We start from the raw sequence: 15,957 nt of genomic DNA, 5'->3' as shown, positions 1-15,957 counted from the left end.
GCAAGCCCTGCCACCGTCACGCGCTCGGCCGTGCCCCGGTCGCCTCGTGCTGATCGAGCGACCGGGGCACGGCGTCGGCGAGCCGGGCGGCGGGGATGTCCACGAACGCGGGCGAGCACGTTCTCGTACGCGGCGCGCCGGTCCTCACCCACGGGCCGACGACCACCGGGCACCGGGCACCGGGCACCGGGCACCGGGCCGACGAGGGCATGACACTTGTCATACGCAACACCGGACGACCGGCACTGACACCCCGCACGGCCTCGTCCGTACGGTACTTCCCATGACGAAGAACAACGGGGAGAGCCCGCAGAAGACCGATGTCAAGGTGAGCCTGATCGGCGGTCACCGCCTGGCGGGAGCCACTCTGCACGAGCGGACCGTCACCGCCTCCCTCATCGGCGGCGCGGACATCGACCTGACGGACGTCGACATCCCCGACAACGCCGAGCTGCGCATCACCAAACTGAGCCTGATCGGCGGTGTCAGTCTCAAGGTCCGCCGTGACGTCAGGGTGGAGGTCCGCGGGCTGCGTCTGGGCGGTGTCAAGGACGACGGGCCGAGTGAACCGGGCGGCCCGACGGTGCGCATCGACGCGTGGGGCCTCGTAGGCGGCGTCACCGTCCACCGCTCGTAACGCCCTGACCCGTACGTCCCTACCGTCTCTCCCCTCACCGGGGGACCAGCAGCCGAGGGCACATCCGGGCTGTTGAGGGCACACCCGGGTTGATCACCGGCGACACGATGTGCACGGGGCGGCAAGGGGGGTGGCGAGGGACGCGACGCCTCACATCGACTGATTCGTCGGGCCTCCGCTTGGGCAGTGGACTTCGTGAATGTCATGAGCACGACTCACCTTCCCCACAAGGAGGTCGATCATGCACGTCCGTACACTGACCGGCGGCCTGGCCGCTGCCTGTCTGGTCTCGTTTGCCATGGCAGGCGGGCACGCCGCGGCGGCCCCCCACGTGGCGAGCGCCCGGGTGGTCGCCACCCGCGTGCTGACCTACGACGCCGGCGGCTCCGCCGAGTTCCGCAGCGCCGTCGACCGTGGGGCGGCGATCTGGAACGAGAGCGTCGACGCCGTGGAACTCCGGCCCGCCGCCGCCGGGCAACGGGCGAACATACGGGTCCTCGCGGACTACGGCTGGCCTCGGGCCCTGCCCACCACCCTGGGGAGCGGCACGGTGTACATCGGGCGTCAGGCCGTGGACCAGGGCTACGACACGGTCCGTATCTCCGCGCACGAGCTCGGGCACATCCTGGGGCTGCCGGACCGCAAGCCGGGTCCGTGCTCGAGTCTGATGTCCGGTTCCAGCGCGGGCACCTCGTGCACGAACCGGTACCCGAACTATACGGAGCGGGCCGAGGTCGAGGAGAACTTCGGCGGCGCCCTCGTCGGTCGCACTCCAGCACCGCACCGCGAAGTGATCGTGGACTGACGTACCCGACCGTCTCCCTCTCAGCGCTCGAACGCCCAGGTGATGCTCGTGGTGCCGGCCTTGGTCACACGCACGGGGATCTCGACCGTCTTGCCGTCGCTCTTCTTGCCGGTGCAGGTGAGGGTGGCTCCGGCCACGGCCTTGAGCCCGGTCGGGCAGGTGACGCCGGAGAGCTTGTCGCCGACCCAGGGCAGCGGGTGGTACTTGCTCTCGGTCCGGCCCGCGACGATGTTCGCCGCGAGCGCTCGGTGGCCGTCCACCGACACGGTGCTCTGGGCGTCCAGGCCCGTGGTCGACTCGGTGCCGGAGAGCAGATGGGTGCCGATTCCACCGAGCGCGACCACTGCGGTCGCGCCCCCTACGGCGCCGACGAGGAACTTGTTGCGCTGCATCGCGTACTCCTGACGTCCGTGGTGAGGATGCGGCTCCAGCCTCGCCCGCGCCGCCGGGCGCACGCCTCGGCCGAACGGTCGGAATCAGGGACGGAAGCACCGGGGCCCTCGACCATTCGGCCGATCCTTCTGATCCGGGCGGGGCCTACACCTGGCCGGACGACACCTCAGGTACCTCGCCGGATCCCGAACGGCCGCTGCACGCACTGCCGGACGGAACGCTGCTCCCGTCCGGCAGTGCCCGCGGGCGCACTCGGCATCGACGTGTCCCTGCCCACCGTCGCCACGCCGTCACTCCGGCAGCCGCCCCATCCGCAGCAGGTCCGCCGGATCGGCGGCGTCGCGGATGCCGTTCTTCACACGCCGGTGGGCGAAGCCCTTCACGCCCAGCGGATGGGCCAGGTGAACGCGTGCCCCGGCGGCCCGCAGGACAACGGCCGCCCGGTACCAGCCGTACGTGGCCTCCATGAGACAACGTCGGGGTCGCGTCCGACCCGCTCCATCTGCAGACGGCGCGCCATCGGGTCGTTGAGGATGAGTACCGCGCTGAGCTGGACGCCGTCCTCCGCCTGCCGCACGATCACCGACCGTCAGCGGTGCAAGTCCACACCGACGTAGTGATGTCCGTCGTACTCGATGGCGCGCAGCACCGTCGAGCCGCTGCAGACCGGGCCGGGGTGGGCTGGGAAGAGGTGGCTGCGCACTTTGCTGCCGATGCCGTCGGCCGCCAGATGCCCGCCCCCGCGTCCTCAAGCGTGGAGGCACGCTCGACGAGCGTTACTTCCCATCCGATGCGGCGCAGCCCGACCGCGGCGGCCAGGCCGCCGACGGGCGGGCCTGGTCGTGGCGAGCCGGCCGTGCTGTTCCCCAGCTGCCCGCTCCCGGCGCCCCTTCTTGCCTCCACGTCCGATCCCGCACGCAGCCGCAGGCCTTACGGGCCCACACGACCCGATCGTCACACACCTACGACCACCTGAAGTCCCCATGCCGCCCGAGTTCTCAAACAGCTCTGCCGGGACAGAACGAGCTTCACGTCGTGCTCGGCCAGAGAAGACCCTGATCGGTCCAGATCACACCTTTGTTGCGGCAGAGGCAGAAAGGGTGGCCGACGGGGTCGGCGTAGACGCGGAAGCCGTAGCCGTCGGGGTCGGTGCAGTCCCGCTGCAGGGTCGCGCCGAGGGCCAGGACGCGGCGCTGTTCGACCTCGATGTCGTCGACTTCGAAGTCGAGGTGGAACTGCTTGGGGTGCTCGCTGTCGGGCCACTGCGGGGCACGGTAGTCCTCCACCTGGATGAAGGCCAGTTCGATCTCGCCGAACCGGATACCGGCCCAGTCCTCGTTACTGCCCTCCTTGACCGGGAGCCCCACCACCTCGGAGTAGAAGGCCGCCAGCTTCATCGTGTCCGGGCAGTCGATGATGAAGTCGGTTAGTCGTAGCATCCCGCGATCTTGCCACAAGACCAGATGAGCCGGAATGTGAGACAGGCCCAGCCGAGTCCCCGTGCCGTAACGCGTCCACTTCTCTCGGCTGACGATGCCGGACCGGGAATGGTTCATCCGGCAGGGTGCGGTGTTCCTCACGAGGCGCCCGTCGGCGATCCGGTTCCGAGACCGCTCCAGAACCACGTAGCATTCAGCCCGAATCAGTCAACTGCCGTGGTTGCCCGCTTAGTTGGAGAATTCTCTGCACCATGACCAAAGGGTGACCGCGCAAGGGGGAAGGAAGAAACCGAGATGACGTCATCCAGTCTGCGTCGGCGCGTCGCCGGAACCGCAGCCACCGTTCTTCTGATGGGTGCCGGCGCTCTGGTGACCGCGCCCTCCGCGGCGGCCAAGGCCAACCTGCTGTCCATCGAGAAGGTGTCACTGCGCACCCCCGGCGTGCAGGTGAAGGTCACTTACTCCTGCGACGTCGGCATGGACCACGAACTCGTCGCCAACGCGAGGACGCTCAACCACAGCTCCCACGACCAGTCCATCGCTGCGGGTACCGTCAAGAAGGACCAGCTGGTCTGCGACTACAAGGACCATGTCGCGCTGGTGACCATGCGCCCGGCCGCAGGCTCGCACTTCGACAAGGGGGACAAGGTCGAGGTCACCGTCTTCTACTTCGACAACGACGGGTTCCGGTACGGCGACGACGAGGCGACCGCTGTCCTCTAGCGACGGGGTTCGCGTAGGCGGGCCGTGCCCGCAACGGTGAACCGCCGAAGGACGACGAACCGATGTCGGGTCATCCACGGGTGGAGACACGGGTGGAGACCCGACATCGACTACGACCTGACGTCGCGCAGACCGACAGACCGGCTTCGGCCCGCCGCGGCGCACCGCCACAAAGCTCCGCTCGCGGCCCGGCAGGTCAGCCTGCGGCGCAGGAGACGCTGGGCCAGGTCCGGTTGCCGTTGTGCTGAATGGTGACGCCGAAGGTGTCACCGCTGCCGTTGGGTCTGGCGGTCAGTATCTGTGCGCTCGGGTAGGTGGCGCTGACGTTCCAGGTGGAGAGAACTCTGGCGGGTGAAGCGATGTTCATGGTGACGATCCAGTTGGCGGCTCCGGTGACGGACACGTTGAGGTTGTACCGGTCACTCCACTGCTGACCGGCGGAGAGAGTTGCCACGCATCTGCCGCCCCCACCGGAGCCGCCACCGTCGGGGGCCACGGCTCGGCCGGTCTGCGGGGAGATCATTCCGGCGCACAGGCCACGAGCGGCCAGCCCCTGTGCGATCCGTGGAACCGCGGCCCGCGTGTTCGCCGGCCAGTCGTGCATCAGGATGACCTGGCCGCTGGTGAGCCGGGCGGCGGCCTGCACGATCGCGTCGGTACTCGCGCCGTTCCAGTCCTGCGAGTCGACGTCCCAGATGATCTCGGTCAGACCGTACCTGGCTTCGACCGCCCTGACCGTCGAGTTGGTCTCGCCGTAGGGTGGCCGGAACAGTTTCGGCGTCCCGCCGCCCGCGTTGGCGACGGCCTGCTGGGTACGGGAGACCTCCGAGTCGACCTGCGCCTGGCCCTGCTGGGTGAGGTGCGGGTGGGTGTAGCTGTGGTTGCCGACCCACATACCGGCGTCGACCTGGGCCCGCACCAGGGACGGGTTGGCCGCGGCGTACTGACCCTCGTTGAACATCGTGGCCCTCAGTCCGCTCTGCCTGAGGGCGTTGAGCAGGGCGGAGGTGTTGCCGGACGGGCCGTCGTCGAAGGTGAGCCCGACATACCCGTTGCAGGTCGCGGCCTGCGCCGGGGCGGTGGACTGGAGGGTGAGAGTGCCTGCGGCGGCCATGGCGACGACGACCAGCCTGACGGCCAGTGCGCGTAACGAGCGGGTTGGTCTGGTGCTCATGAGAAGTGGTCCTCCAACCGGGGGGGCAGGGGTGGGGACGGGCGGGGTTGTCGTGACCAGCCGGTTCAGCCTGTGGCGCAGGACACCGTCGGCCACGTCCAGTTGCCGTTGGGCTGTACGGTCACGCCGAAGGTGTTGCCGCTGCCGTTGGGTTTGGCGGTCAGCACCTGTGCGCTGGGGTGACTGACGCTGGTGTTCCAGGTGGAGAGGACCTTCGCGGGCGAGGGCACGTTCATGGTGACCGTCCAGTTGGTGGATCCGGTGACCGATACGTCGAGGTTGTACCGGTCGCCCCATTGCTGGCCGGCGGACAGCGTCGCGGTGCACCCGCCGCCGCCTCCGCCGCCGCCTCCCGAACCGGTGCCGCCCACCGTGATGTTGGAACTGCCGCTGCTCTGGTAACCCTCGGTGGCGAGGATCATGTAGTAGTTGAAGCTGCCGAGCGGCATCCCGGCCCGCGCCCAGGCGTCGAAGTGGTTGCCGGTGGTGATGGTGCCGCCGGTCCGCTTCGACTGCCGGACGCTCCAGTACTGGTCGAAGGTCCGATTCCCCTCGACGGAGGGGGCGTTGTACCGCGTCGTCCGGTAGATGTCGTACGTGCCGCCGTCGCTGGTCACGGTGCCCTTGTAGGTGCCCGTGGGCCGGTACGTACCCCAGTTGTCGACTATGTAGTACTCCACGAGCGGATTGGCCGTCCATCCGTAGAGGGCCAGGTAGGCGTTGCCGGAGGGATTGAAGGTGCCCGAGTAGGACACACTCCGCCGTCCACCGTTGCTCCACCCCTTGCCGGCGACGAAGTTCCCGGTGTTGCGCCAGGAGGTGCCGTAGTTGCCTCCGGAGCCCAGGTTCATGGATACCGAGCCGGGCGAGTCGGTCCAGAACGAGTAGTAGTAACCGTTGTTGCTGCCGGTCTGGTTGGTGGTGACGACGGTGTCGGCGTGGGCGGTGCCGGGCGACGTCAACGCGGCGACGGCGACCAGGACCGTGGTGCAGACACCGCTCATGAACAGTCTGAGACGTGCGGGTGCGTTCATGTCGCGCTTCCTCCTCGTCCTCGTGAGGTCGACGGGGGCCCACGGGCGCAGCAGACCCTCGGATTGACCGACAGTTTTAGTATGGGCATGCCAACTGTCAATCCTTTCGGCAACGGTTCCGAAACATTCGCTAACGAGACAGTCGCGGCAACAGCAAATATTCCCTGCTCACAACCCTCAGAGAAAGGAGTGAACAGCGAATGGAAAAGTGGATGGAAACCTGGGCGCCCGAGTTTCACGATCTCGCCTGTCAGGAAATTTCGAATGTTTCGAATGGCTTCCGGTCCGTGCGCCGAGACCACCGACTGGTGGATCATGACGGTTTACCCGACTCCACGGATCCGGACTGCCGAGGTGCGCCCCACATGGCCGAGCTGTACCCACCGATCGAGCCCTACGAGCACGGCACTCTCGACGTCGGCGACGGCAACCGACTGTACTGGGAAGCCTGCGGGAACCCCGCGGGCAAGCCCGCCCTCGTCCTGCACGGTGGGCCGGGCTCCGGCGCAGGGGCTTTCTGGCGCAGGCTGTTCGACCCCGCGACCTACCGGATCATCCTCTTCGACCAGCGTGGATGCGGACGGAGCACCCCGGATGCCGCTGATCCTCAGACCTCACTCGCCGCAAACACCACACCACACCTGATCGCCGACATCGAACTGCTGCGGGAGCGCGTCGGCGTCGACAGGTGGCTGATCGTCGGCGGCTCCTGGGGGGTGACCCTCGCACTGGCCTACGCCGAGCAGCAACCCTCACGGGTATCGGAGTTGGTGCTCTTCAGCGTCACCAACACCACCAGACGCGAGGTGGAGTGGACCACCCGGCACATGGGGCGGATCTTCCCCGAAGAATGGGCACGCTTTCGTGGCGCCGTCCCGGAGGGAGAGCGTGACGGCAACCTCGCGGAGGCGTACGCCCGGATGCTCGCCGACTCCGATCCGTCCGTACGGGAGCGGGCAGCCCGGGAGTGGTGCCGCTGGGAGGACGTGCACGTGTCCACGCACCCCGGGTCAAAGCCCGACGCCCGTTACGAAGACCCGCGCTTCCGGCTGCGCTTCGCCCGCCTCGTCACGCACTACTGGCGGCACTCCGGCTTCCTGGAGGACGGCGTGCTGCTGCGCGACGCCGGAAAGCTCGCCGGTATCCCCGGCGTGCTGGTCCACGGGCGCCTGGACATCAGCAGTCCCCCGGACGTCGCGTGGCGGCTTGCCCAGGTGTGGCCGGACGCGGAACTCGTGCTGATCGGCGAGGAAGGACACGGACTGTCCGGAGGAGACTCGACGGAGGCAGTCCTGGCGGCCACAGACCGCTTCCGGCCGGTCTGAGGCCCGTCGTTCGAGACCGCCGAGGCGTGCCGCCCCGTGCTGCGGGTGCCGGAACAGCACCACGATCGGACCGCGTACACCTCGACGGCACCACAGGGCGCGGACCGTGACGGCGTCACCCCTCCCCCGGCCGCCCGGCTCAGGGTTGTCCTGCACCCCCGTGACGGGGCAACCCCGAAGCCGGACAGGCGGCCGAGGAAACCGGGCGTGCGGGTCAGAGCCTGACGGCGGCGGAGCAGTTCCCGATCCCCGTCCGGCAGATCCGGACGGACCACAGCGAGCGGGCTCCCGTGACGTACTGGTCGGCGGAGGAACAGACCATGTCGCCGTACCACCGCCAACCTGTGTCGTCCGTGTCCTTCACCTGAAAACGGGCACAGTGGCCGTCGGTGAGCGGGTCACGGGCATGGAGTGACCAGTCGCCGTTCCCGACATGGGTGGCCGTCCCCACGGCGCCTGTCGTACTCATGTTGTAGGTCAACGCCTGGGCGGGACCCGCCGAGAACCCGACCAGGGCGGCGGCTGCCGACACGGCGACCACGGCCAGCCGTTTCGGCACCGATGCCTGCGTTCTGAATCTCATGTATGTCTCCTTCCGCCTACCACGAGGTGATGGTGCGTCAGATCAGGGGCAGGACGCCGTTCCCTGGTCGATGACGTGGGCGTCGGCGTTGTCCCCGACCTTCACCCACAGCGCTGACGTGCCCCGCCGGTCGTAGGTGCGGGTGAAGTCGGACTGCCCGGTGCGGACGAACTTGACCTTGTAGCACCAGCCGGCGTCCACGCGGAAGGCGTCCCAGTCCTGGTTGTACTGCGTGTGGCCGCCCCGGGCCGTGAGGTTCTGGGACTTCTGCCTCGCCCCGTCGGAGGCACACTTCGGTTCGGTGGCGGTCGAGTCGCCCGTGCTGTCGCCGCCCCGGCACCAGTTGAAGTAGGCGGTGACCCCGTAGGCGCTGTCGTTCACGGTCGTCGAGCACAGGCCGAGCGTGCAGCCCGTGCCCGCCTGGGCGTTCGGCGCCACGCCCACGACGGCGGCGGCGCCCAGCGCGGCGACGACGAGGACCGAGCGGACCCGCCCGGTGCCGAACCGCTTGGCAGGCCCTCGCATGTGCATGTCCACGCACCCTCCTTGTCCGGCGGCACCACCCGAGGCGCGACCGTCCCTGTGTTTCGTGACGTCAACGCTGGAGCACCGACCTTGCGAAAAGCTTGCGGCAGCCGGCCGACCGCCCGGCTCGGGACCGCGTCGGTGTCACCGTGCCCCTTGAGTCGAGGAAGGCGTCGGCCGCCGAGGTTCGTCCCGACGGCGTTTCGCTCGTCCGCGGTCCCTCCCACCGTTCTAGGCTCGGACCGTGCGGCAATCCGAGCAGCGCGCCCAAGGCGCTGGACCGTTCACCACCCGGCTCACCTGGCGCCTTTCCGACGGCGGCACCGCCGTCTGGGAGTCCCGGCTCGCGCGACGGCGCGGGGTGCTCGCCGTTCGCCCCCAGCCGGGCGCGGCCACTCGTCACGTCCGCGCCGACGCCGTCTCCCGCACTCGGCTGCGCCGGCTCAACGCCGTCGCCGCGATCGCGTTCGTCGTCGGGGGCGCCCTCTTCACGGCCGGTGCGGCCGTCGCGCAGTTCGGCGTCGCCGACGCCACCGAGTGCGCCTCGATCTACTTCGCGGGCGGCCTCTTCTTCACCACCGGCGGGTATGCCTCGCTGCTCCAGGCGATCAACGCACCCCGTCACGTTCCCGGCGGTGAGGGACAGTTGGTCACCCGTCCCTGGCGGTGGTGGAGCTATGAGCCGGCGCGGGTGGACTGGCTGAGCACGTTCGTCCTCTTCTCGGGCACGCTCGTCTTCGCCGTCGATCTGCTGGACTCCTTCCTGCAAGGCCTGAGCGCCCAGCAGGTCAACCGGCTGATCTGGGCACCCGACGTGATCGGCTGCGTCCTCTTCCTGCTCTCCGGTCACCTGGCCTTCGTCGAGATCTGCCACGGACGGCTCCGCGTCCGGCCGCACGAACTCGGCTGGTGGATCGTCACCGTCAACCAGCTCGGGTCCGTCCTGTTCATGGTCTCGGCGGTAGCCGCCTACACCCGGCCGGCCACCGGCAGTCTCGTCAACGCCGACATCGCCAACTGGGGCACGCTCACCGGCGCCCTGTGCTTCTCCCTCGCAGGCGTCCTCCAGCTCGGCGAACACCCGTAGAGCCCGACCACCGGCCATCGACGACGAGAGCACCGACGCCGGGAACAAGGGGACACAGGCGCGGTTTCACCTCCCGAACGGCTCCGGGCAGCCTCCTTGCAGTTGGCCCGTCCGGGATATTGACGCGCTCGCGCAACGGTGGCTTGATGAACGGTACGCAGGCGTGGGAGCGCTCCCACTTCTGGCCGCACCGCGCTCTCACTCCCGCCCCACTTCGGGAAGGACATCCCGTGCGCAGCAGCAGACGCCCCTCGCTCCTCGCCACGTTCCTGGCCGCCCTGCTCGTCGTCGCCGCCGGGCTCGGCCTGGCCGGCGCCCCACCCGCCGCCGCCGCCACCCCGGTACGGATCATGCCGCTCGGCGACTCCATCACCGGCTCCCCCGGCTGCTGGCGCTCCCTGCTCTGGAACCAGTTGCAGACCGCCGGTTACACCGACATCGACTTCGTCGGCACCCTGAACGCCCAGAGCTGCGCCCTCGCGCACGACGCCGACAACGAAGGCCACGGCGGATTCCAGGCCACCGCCACCGCCGACCAGAACCTGCTGCCCGGATGGCTGGCGGCAACCCGACCGGACATCGTTGTCATGCATTTCGGCACCAACGACGTCTGGAGCAGCATCGCGCCGGACACCGTCCTCGCCGCGTTCACCAAACTGGTCGGCCAGATGCGGGCCGCCAACCCGTCGATGAAGGTGCTGGTGGCCCAGCTCATCCCGATCGATCCGAGCGACTGCGCCGGGTGCGCCGCCCGTACCGTGGCGTTCAACCAGCGCATTCCGGCCTGGGCCCGGGGCATCAGCACCGCGCAGTCTCCGGTGACCGTCGTCGACCAGTGGACGGGTTTCGACAGCGCCACCGACACCTACGACGGCGTCCACCCCAACGCCTCCGGCGACGCCAAGATGGCGGCCCGCTGGTACCCCGCGTTGTCGGCCCTGCTCGCCCCGGGCGACCCCGGAGACCCCGGAGACCCCGGGAGCGGCGGCTGCTCGGCGGCCTTCCGGGCCGTGTCGGTGTGGCAGGGCGGCTACCAGGGCGAGATCACGGTCACCAACACCTCGTCCACGGCGGTGATCTCCTCCTGGTCGGTGAACCTGACGCTCCCGGCGGGCAGTCGGCTCACCCAGGTCTGGAACGGCGCGCCGACCGGGACGACGGTGCGCAACGCCGGCTGGAACGGCACGGTGACGGCGGGGGCGAGCACCACGTTCGGCTTCCTCGCGAGTACGCCACCGGCGGCGGACACGCCATCGGTGACGGCCACGTGCTCGGCGTCCTGAATCCTGCGCGACGAGACGGCCGGGACGCCCGTGGCCCTCGCCGCGCAGCCCCGGTGAGTCAGCGAGACGGGTGATCGAAGGCGGCGCCGACACACGCTCAGGGCTGAGGGTCCGAGCCCCGGCATGGACGAGTCGGCACCGCTTCGGCCGCGAGTCGTCAGTAGCCGGTGCCGCGCTTGATCTGGCCGCGCTCCGTCCCGTGGGTCGCGCCCTTCTCGTCCAGGGTGCGGCACGCGTCGGCGATGTCCTGGCTCAGGCGATCGACCTGCTCGCGGCTCAGCGTCTCCTTGACCAGAGCGCGCAGGACCTTCACCTGCTCCGCGTCGGGCGGGAGGGTGTACGCCGGCACCATCCATCCGCGCTCGGCCGCGAGTTGCCAGGCGATGTCGGACTCGTCGTAGGAGTTTCGGCCCGTGAGTCGGAAAGCGACCAGCGGCAGTTGCTCCAGGTCGCTGCCGATCACCTCGAAGCGGCCGCTGTCGCGCAGGTTGTCCGCCAGCGCCCGGGCGTTGTCCTGCATCATCTTCATGACGTACGTGTAGCCTTGGCGGCCCAGTCGCACGAAGTTGTAGTACTGCGCGAGCACCATCGAGGCGCCTGTGGAGAAGTTCAGCGTGAACGTCGCGTCGGTCTTGCCCAGGTAGTTCTCGTAGAACACCAGGTCCTCGGCCAGGTCGGACTCCTCGCGGAAGACCAGCCATCCGATGCCCGGGTAGACCAGGCCGTACTTGTGGCCGGAGGCGTTGATCGAACGGACCTGCTCGAGCCGGAAGTCCCATTTCGAGTCGGGGTAGAGGAAGGGCCACACGAATGCCCCGCTGGCGCCGTCGACGTGGATCGGGATGTCGAGGTCGCGCTTGGTGCGCACGTCCCTCAGGAGTGCGTCGATACCGACGACGTCGTCCTTGTGGCCGGTGAACGTGGTGCCGAGGACGGCGACGACGCCGATCGTGTTCTCGTCGATGCGGGGCTCCACGTCCTCCGGACCGATCGTGTACTTGCCCTCGGCGAGCGGCACGATCCGCGGCTCGACGTCGAAGTAGCGGCAGAACTTCTCCCACACGACGTGGACGTCGCCCCCGAAGACCAGGTTGGGCCGGTCGGTCGGCAGACCGGCTGCCTGGCGGCGCTGACGCCACTTCCACTTCAGCGACAGCGCGCCGAGCATGATTGCCTCGGAAGAGCCCTGGGTCCGGCAGCCGGTCGTCCTGCCCGGCGCGTGGAAGAGATCGGCGAGCATGCGCACGCATCGCTGCTCGATGTCCGCGGAGATGGGGTACTCCGCGTGGTCGATGAAGTTGCGGTGCAGGTTCTCGGCGATCAGCCGCTGTGCCTCCGGCTCCATCCACGTGGTGACGAACGTGGCGAGGTTGCGCTGCGGGTCGCCCTCCATGGCGAGATCCACGTCCACGAGCCGCATCGCGTCGGTCGCGGTCATGCCTTCCTCGGGGAAGGTCTCCGAGGGCGAGGGCATCGTCAGGAACCGGTTACCGAAAAGAACCGAATCATCACTCTTGGCCATACGAGGATTCAAACAGCGTGGGGCCCTGTTGCGGGCGAGGGACACACCGAACACCCGCACGCACCGCCCGGGGCCGCGCAGTGTCCCGGCCGCCGCCGATGTCTGGCGCGGGCGTGAAAGGCGACGGTCTTCCGTCCCGACCGGGTGGGGCGCTGCCGCGCCGGCGATGTCCGGCCCGCTGTGCCGTCGGAGGGTTGCTGGGACGGCCCACCTCTTCTGCGCCCATGCCGTCCGTCCGGCCGGCCGGTGCCCGTCCCGGGCGGTCGTGCCCGGCGTCCCTGCTGCTCGACGGCCCGCCGTGAACCCGTGAAGTGCTGAACCGGCTTCAGCGGTGTTCGGGGTTGTCGGCACCCGCGTGACAGTCCGCGTCCCATTGCGAACGTTGGTTGCCCTTTGCGGGGATGCCTCCGGCGCGTTTGAGCAGGGCGGCCATGTGCATGAGGTTCCAGGTCATGAAGGAGGTGTTGCGGTTGGTGAAGTCGTTCTCGGGGCCGCCCGAGCCGGGATCGAGGTACGACGGGCCGGGGCCGGCCGCACCGATCCAGCCCGCGTCCGCCTGGGGCGGGATCGTGTAACCGAGGTGCTGCAGGCTGTAGAGGAGGTTCATCGCACAGTGTTTGACGCCGTCCTCGTTGCCGGTGATCAGACAGCCGCCGACCCGGCCGTAGTAGGCGTACTGGCCTTGGGAGTTGAGCAGCGAGGAACAGGCGTAGAGGCGCTCGACGACCTTCTTGGTCACCGAACTGTTGTCGCCCAGCCAGATGGGGCCTGCCAGGACCAGGATGTCGGCGGCCATCACACGCTCGTAGAGCGCGGGCCACTCGTCGGCGGCGAAGCAGTGCTCGGTCATGTCGGGATACACGCCGGTGGCGATGTCGTGGTCGACGGCCCTGATCTCGTCCGTCGCCACTCCCTGCGCGTCCATGATCGCGCGGCTCCTGTCCACGAGCCCCTGGGTGTGACTGAGCTGGGGGGACGGTTTGAGGGTGCAGTTGACGTAGAGCGCGGTGAGGTCGTCGAACCGGTGGGGAGGCGGTGTGTTCATGACGGGCAGCGTCTCGCGTGTGCGCGGTTTCGTCCCGGTTCGACGCGCCCATGAGGTCTTCGAAGTTGTGACATGTCCGGCGGATTCCCGAATCCGGTCGGCGGCCGGCCTGGCGCGGCCGTGCGCACAGGTGGACCGGGCCCGCGCCGGCCACGCACCGAGTCCAGAACCCTCGTGCGGCCGGTGATGAAGCAGCGAATTCGAACCCCGTGCGAAAGGACGAGGCACACGTTCACCATTTCACCGACAGGGCGGACCTCCATCGCCGGATCGCACACTCGTCCGTCCTGAACGGGTGAACGGAATCGACCGGCGCGACAGCCGGGAGAACCGACCGGCGGAGCACTTTCCGGTGAGACCTCTCCCCGTACCCAGGTCGTCTCCGCAACCCGGGTGCCCCGGTCCGGCACATGGGTGTCGTGGGCACTGTGTGCCAGGTGGAGGCTCTTCCAGGGGAAGGGGGCAGTCGGCAGGCTCGGGATGTCGACCACTGCGGGTCGCCTCCGTCGAGTCCCCTCCGGGAGAGACCAAAATGGACATCCGGCAACTCCGAGCCTTTCACCGCGTGGCCGCACCGGGGAACTCCACCCGGGCCGCGGCCGAACTGAGCCACGCGCAGTCCCCGGTGGCCGCACAGATCCAGAGTCCCGAAGTATCCCTGGGGGGCTAGCTGTTCGAGCGGTTCGGGGGCAAGGTGAAGCTGACCCCGGCGGGGACGCGACTGCTGCCCTCGCGGGACAGATGCCGGCCCCGGCGGACGAGGTACCAGGCGCCGCGTCCCCGGACGCGCAGCCCGAGGGCCTGCTGTCGCCCGGGCCGTGGCCGCTGCCTCGGTGGGCGGCGGCGAGGCGGTCGAGTGGGTTCCGTCCGACCCCGAGGCCCGGTTGACGCGGCTCGTCGAGGGCGCGGCGGAACCGACCGTCTCCAATCCTGCAACTGCCGGTCTCCGCCGAACAGCGCGCCGTCGAAGTGGGCGAGCGGGACAAGGCGCCGGCCCCGGTCGCCGAGACGGCGGGCGTCCATGGGCCGGCCGTCGGCCTCGACCACGACTGGGCGCCCGTGTGCTGACCGCCGTCGGCACCTACGCGGAGGTGCACGACCGCAACCTCGGGCCGGCCACGGCTCTGGACGTGCCGCGAGGGCTCAACGAACTGTTCACGCGAGGTGGTCTGCAGTACGCCGTCCCCCTCCACTGACCCGTACTCCCCTCCCCCTTGGAAAGGAATCTCACCATGAGTACTGACACCCGGCCGGCGAACCCGGAGACGAAGGGAGCTCTCGAGCTGACCCTCGCCATGGTGCTCTCCGGCACCCTCGGCGTCTTCGTCATCGAGTCCGGCGCGTCGCCCTTCAACGTGGTCTTCTTCCGCTGCCTGTTCGGCACGGCCACGCTCGGCCTCTACTGCCTGGCGCGGGGCTTCTTCAAGAACCACGGCTTCACCCCGAAGAAGCTGGGCCTGGCCGCGCTGGGCGGTGTCTTCATCGTCTTCAACTGGGCGTTCCTCTTCGAGTCCTACGAGGACACCTCCATCTCGGTGGCGACCGTCGTCTACCACACCCAGCCGTTCTACGTGATGCTGCTGGGCGCCGTGCTGTTCCGGGACAAGCTCACGGCGGCGAAGTTCGGCTGGCTGGGTGTCGCGTTCGTCGGTCTGGTCCTGGTGGCAGGGGTGTCCGCGGCCGACCTGACCGGCAGCGGGGACAGCGCCTATCTGGCGGGCCTCGGGTACGCGCTGCTGGCCGCGGTGTTCTACGGGATCTCGACGGTCATCACCAAACGGGTCACCGGGGTGCGGCCGCATCTGGTCGCGCTGGTGCAGCTGGTGCTGGGCATCTTCCTGCTGCTGCCGTTCACCCGGCTGGGCGAGATGAAGGGGCTCGGCGGCGACTGGGGCTGGCTGGTGGGCCTCGGAGTGATCCACACCTGCGTGATGTACGTCCTGATGTACTCCGCGTACCAGAAGCTGCCGACCCCGAAGATCGCCGTCCTGGCGTTCGTCTACCCGGCGGTGGCCATGCTCATGGACTGGGCGGTGTACGGGCACGGCGTGAGTCTGCTGCAGGCGCTGGGCATCCCGCTGATCGTGGCGGCGAGCCTGGGCATCAACCTCGGCTGGTCGTTCGCCGGACGCCGGGCGTCCGTCGCGCTCAGGTGGAGGCGCGACCGGACAGGGGCGGACCCGGTGGAGGGGGCCTCCTCCGCCGGCCGATGTGCGACGGCGGGGCAACGGCGAGGCTCTCGCGTCTCGGTATGCACTGCCCCGAGGGCGAGTTCGTCCACACCGGGTTCGTCGACGGGTGACTCGCCCGCGCATCCGACGGACGAGGATCAACAGCAGCTCAGGACGGCGCAGTTCGTCACGCCGTACGACGTGTTCTCGC

General features: G+C 69.0%; 17 protein-coding genes and 1 pseudogene. 9 read left to right on the top strand and 9 right to left on the bottom strand.

Features of this window, described 5'->3' with window-relative positions; all coding sequences use genetic code 11:
• The first annotated feature begins 283 nt into the window (after positions 1-283).
• On the top strand, positions 284-637 hold the full coding sequence (locus C6376_RS43410; protein ID WP_107448658.1) for a hypothetical protein: 354 nt from the start codon (positions 284-286) through the stop codon (positions 635-637).
• Positions 638-878: 241 nt separating this feature from the next.
• Positions 879-1,442: a snapalysin family zinc-dependent metalloprotease gene (locus C6376_RS43405; protein ID WP_107448657.1), complete on the top strand. Its 564-nt coding sequence runs from the start codon at positions 879-881 to the stop codon at positions 1,440-1,442.
• 20 nt (positions 1,443-1,462) lie between these two features.
• On the opposite strand, the gene C6376_RS43400 is transcribed toward C6376_RS43405, so the two are convergent.
• From C6376_RS43400 to C6376_RS43385, 3 genes are all read right to left on the bottom strand, one after another.
• A complete protein-coding gene (locus C6376_RS43400; protein ID WP_107448656.1) occupies positions 1,463-1,834 on the bottom strand; it encodes a DUF4333 domain-containing protein in 372 nt (123 codons plus the stop codon).
• A gap of 291 nt (positions 1,835-2,125) precedes the next feature.
• A complete protein-coding gene (locus tag C6376_RS44910; protein ID WP_216825679.1) occupies positions 2,126-2,302 on the bottom strand; it encodes a hypothetical protein in 177 nt (58 codons plus the stop codon).
• Positions 2,303-2,863: 561 nt separating this feature from the next.
• On the bottom strand, positions 2,864-3,274 hold the full coding sequence (locus tag C6376_RS43385) for a VOC family protein (RefSeq protein ID WP_107448654.1): 411 nt from the start codon (positions 3,272-3,274) through the stop codon (positions 2,864-2,866).
• 294 nt (positions 3,275-3,568) lie between these two features.
• On the opposite strand from C6376_RS43385, the gene C6376_RS43380 reads away from it, so the two are divergent.
• On the top strand, positions 3,569-3,997 hold the full coding sequence (locus C6376_RS43380) for a hypothetical protein (protein ID WP_107448653.1): 429 nt from the start codon (positions 3,569-3,571) through the stop codon (positions 3,995-3,997).
• 196 nt (positions 3,998-4,193) lie between these two features.
• Here C6376_RS43380 and C6376_RS43375 read toward each other — a convergent pair whose 3' ends face one another.
• Positions 4,194-5,171 carry a polysaccharide deacetylase family protein gene (locus C6376_RS43375; protein WP_107448652.1) on the bottom strand — a complete coding sequence of 326 codons (978 nt, stop codon included), beginning with the start codon at positions 5,169-5,171 and terminating at the stop codon, positions 4,194-4,196.
• 65 nt (positions 5,172-5,236) lie between these two features.
• Positions 5,237-6,205: a glycoside hydrolase family 11 protein gene (locus tag C6376_RS43370; protein ID WP_107448651.1), complete on the bottom strand. Its 969-nt coding sequence runs from the start codon at positions 6,203-6,205 to the stop codon at positions 5,237-5,239.
• Between the two features lie 365 nt (positions 6,206-6,570).
• Here C6376_RS43370 and pip point away from each other — a divergent pair, with 365 nt between their 5' ends.
• Positions 6,571-7,530 carry a prolyl aminopeptidase gene (pip, locus tag C6376_RS43365; RefSeq protein ID WP_173985844.1) on the top strand — a complete coding sequence of 320 codons (960 nt, stop codon included), beginning with the start codon at positions 6,571-6,573 and terminating at the stop codon, positions 7,528-7,530.
• Positions 7,531-7,744: 214 nt separating this feature from the next.
• Here the strand turns inward: pip and C6376_RS43360 are convergent, their stop codons facing one another.
• Both C6376_RS43360 and C6376_RS43355 read right to left on the bottom strand, forming a co-directional pair.
• Complete coding sequence (locus C6376_RS43360) at positions 7,745-8,113, bottom strand: hypothetical protein (RefSeq protein WP_107448650.1); 369 nt, start codon at positions 8,111-8,113, stop codon at positions 7,745-7,747.
• Between the two features lie 42 nt (positions 8,114-8,155).
• A complete protein-coding gene (locus C6376_RS43355; RefSeq protein ID WP_159083469.1) occupies positions 8,156-8,650 on the bottom strand; it encodes a hypothetical protein in 495 nt (164 codons plus the stop codon).
• A gap of 232 nt (positions 8,651-8,882) precedes the next feature.
• On the opposite strand from C6376_RS43355, the gene C6376_RS43350 reads away from it, so the two are divergent.
• Positions 8,883-9,725 (top strand): hypothetical protein, encoded by an 843-nt coding sequence (locus tag C6376_RS43350; RefSeq protein ID WP_107448648.1) that lies wholly within the window; start codon positions 8,883-8,885, stop codon positions 9,723-9,725.
• Between the two features lie 350 nt (positions 9,726-10,075).
• Complete coding sequence (locus C6376_RS43345) at positions 10,076-11,008, top strand: GDSL-type esterase/lipase family protein (RefSeq protein WP_254076462.1); 933 nt, start codon at positions 10,076-10,078, stop codon at positions 11,006-11,008.
• Between the two features lie 157 nt (positions 11,009-11,165).
• Here C6376_RS43345 and C6376_RS43340 read toward each other — a convergent pair whose 3' ends face one another.
• Positions 11,166-12,530, bottom strand: a complete 1,365-nt coding sequence (locus C6376_RS43340) for a glutamate decarboxylase (RefSeq protein WP_107448646.1) — start codon at positions 12,528-12,530, stop codon at positions 11,166-11,168.
• A 325-nt stretch (positions 12,531-12,855) separates the two neighbouring features.
• Positions 12,856-13,575, bottom strand: coding sequence for a flavodoxin family protein (locus C6376_RS43335; RefSeq protein ID WP_107448645.1), 720 nt, complete (start codon positions 13,573-13,575; stop codon positions 12,856-12,858).
• Between the two features lie 532 nt (positions 13,576-14,107).
• Between C6376_RS43335 and C6376_RS46670 the strand changes: the two genes are divergently transcribed.
• From C6376_RS46670 to C6376_RS43320, 3 genes and pseudogenes are all read left to right on the top strand, one after another.
• The gene (locus tag C6376_RS46670) at positions 14,108-14,245 is read left to right on the top strand and encodes a LysR family transcriptional regulator (RefSeq protein WP_107448644.1); all 138 of its coding nucleotides are present in this window, start codon (positions 14,108-14,110) and stop codon (positions 14,243-14,245) included.
• 391 nt (positions 14,246-14,636) lie between these two features.
• The gene (locus C6376_RS46300) at positions 14,637-14,771 is read left to right on the top strand and encodes a hypothetical protein (RefSeq protein ID WP_301554737.1); all 135 of its coding nucleotides are present in this window, start codon (positions 14,637-14,639) and stop codon (positions 14,769-14,771) included.
• Positions 14,772-14,807: 36 nt separating this feature from the next.
• Positions 14,808-15,686: pseudogene (locus C6376_RS43320) on the top strand (DMT family transporter); the annotation flags it as partial.
• Positions 15,687-15,957 lie beyond the last annotated feature (271 nt).

Source organism: Streptomyces sp. P3 (assembly GCF_003032475.1).
Lineage (GTDB): Bacteria > Actinomycetota > Actinomycetes > Streptomycetales > Streptomycetaceae > Streptomyces.
This window is presented reverse-complemented; position numbering and strand designations above follow the sequence as displayed.

Coding starts and splice junctions, on each gene's coding strand:
- C6376_RS43380 (WP_107448653.1), top strand. CDS start 3,569: ATGACGTCATCCAGTCTGCGTCGGCGCGTCGCCGGAACCGCAGCCACC.
- C6376_RS43410 (WP_107448658.1), top strand. CDS start 284: ATGACGAAGAACAACGGGGAGAGCCCGCAGAAGACCGATGTCAAGGTG.
- pip (WP_173985844.1), top strand. CDS start 6,571: ATGGCCGAGCTGTACCCACCGATCGAGCCCTACGAGCACGGCACTCTC.
- C6376_RS43360 (WP_107448650.1), bottom strand. CDS start 8,113: ATGAGATTCAGAACGCAGGCATCGGTGCCGAAACGGCTGGCCGTGGTC.
- C6376_RS44910 (WP_216825679.1), bottom strand. CDS start 2,302: ATGGAGGCCACGTACGGCTGGTACCGGGCGGCCGTTGTCCTGCGGGCC.
- C6376_RS46670 (WP_107448644.1), top strand. CDS start 14,108: ATGGACATCCGGCAACTCCGAGCCTTTCACCGCGTGGCCGCACCGGGG.
- C6376_RS43370 (WP_107448651.1), bottom strand. CDS start 6,205: ATGAACGCACCCGCACGTCTCAGACTGTTCATGAGCGGTGTCTGCACC.
- C6376_RS43335 (WP_107448645.1), bottom strand. CDS start 13,575: ATGAACACACCGCCTCCCCACCGGTTCGACGACCTCACCGCGCTCTAC.
- C6376_RS43400 (WP_107448656.1), bottom strand. CDS start 1,834: ATGCAGCGCAACAAGTTCCTCGTCGGCGCCGTAGGGGGCGCGACCGCA.
- C6376_RS43345 (WP_254076462.1), top strand. CDS start 10,076: ATGCCGCTCGGCGACTCCATCACCGGCTCCCCCGGCTGCTGGCGCTCC.
- C6376_RS43340 (WP_107448646.1), bottom strand. CDS start 12,530: ATGGCCAAGAGTGATGATTCGGTTCTTTTCGGTAACCGGTTCCTGACG.
- C6376_RS43405 (WP_107448657.1), top strand. CDS start 879: ATGCACGTCCGTACACTGACCGGCGGCCTGGCCGCTGCCTGTCTGGTC.
- C6376_RS43385 (WP_107448654.1), bottom strand. CDS start 3,274: ATGCTACGACTAACCGACTTCATCATCGACTGCCCGGACACGATGAAG.
- C6376_RS43375 (WP_107448652.1), bottom strand. CDS start 5,171: ATGAGCACCAGACCAACCCGCTCGTTACGCGCACTGGCCGTCAGGCTG.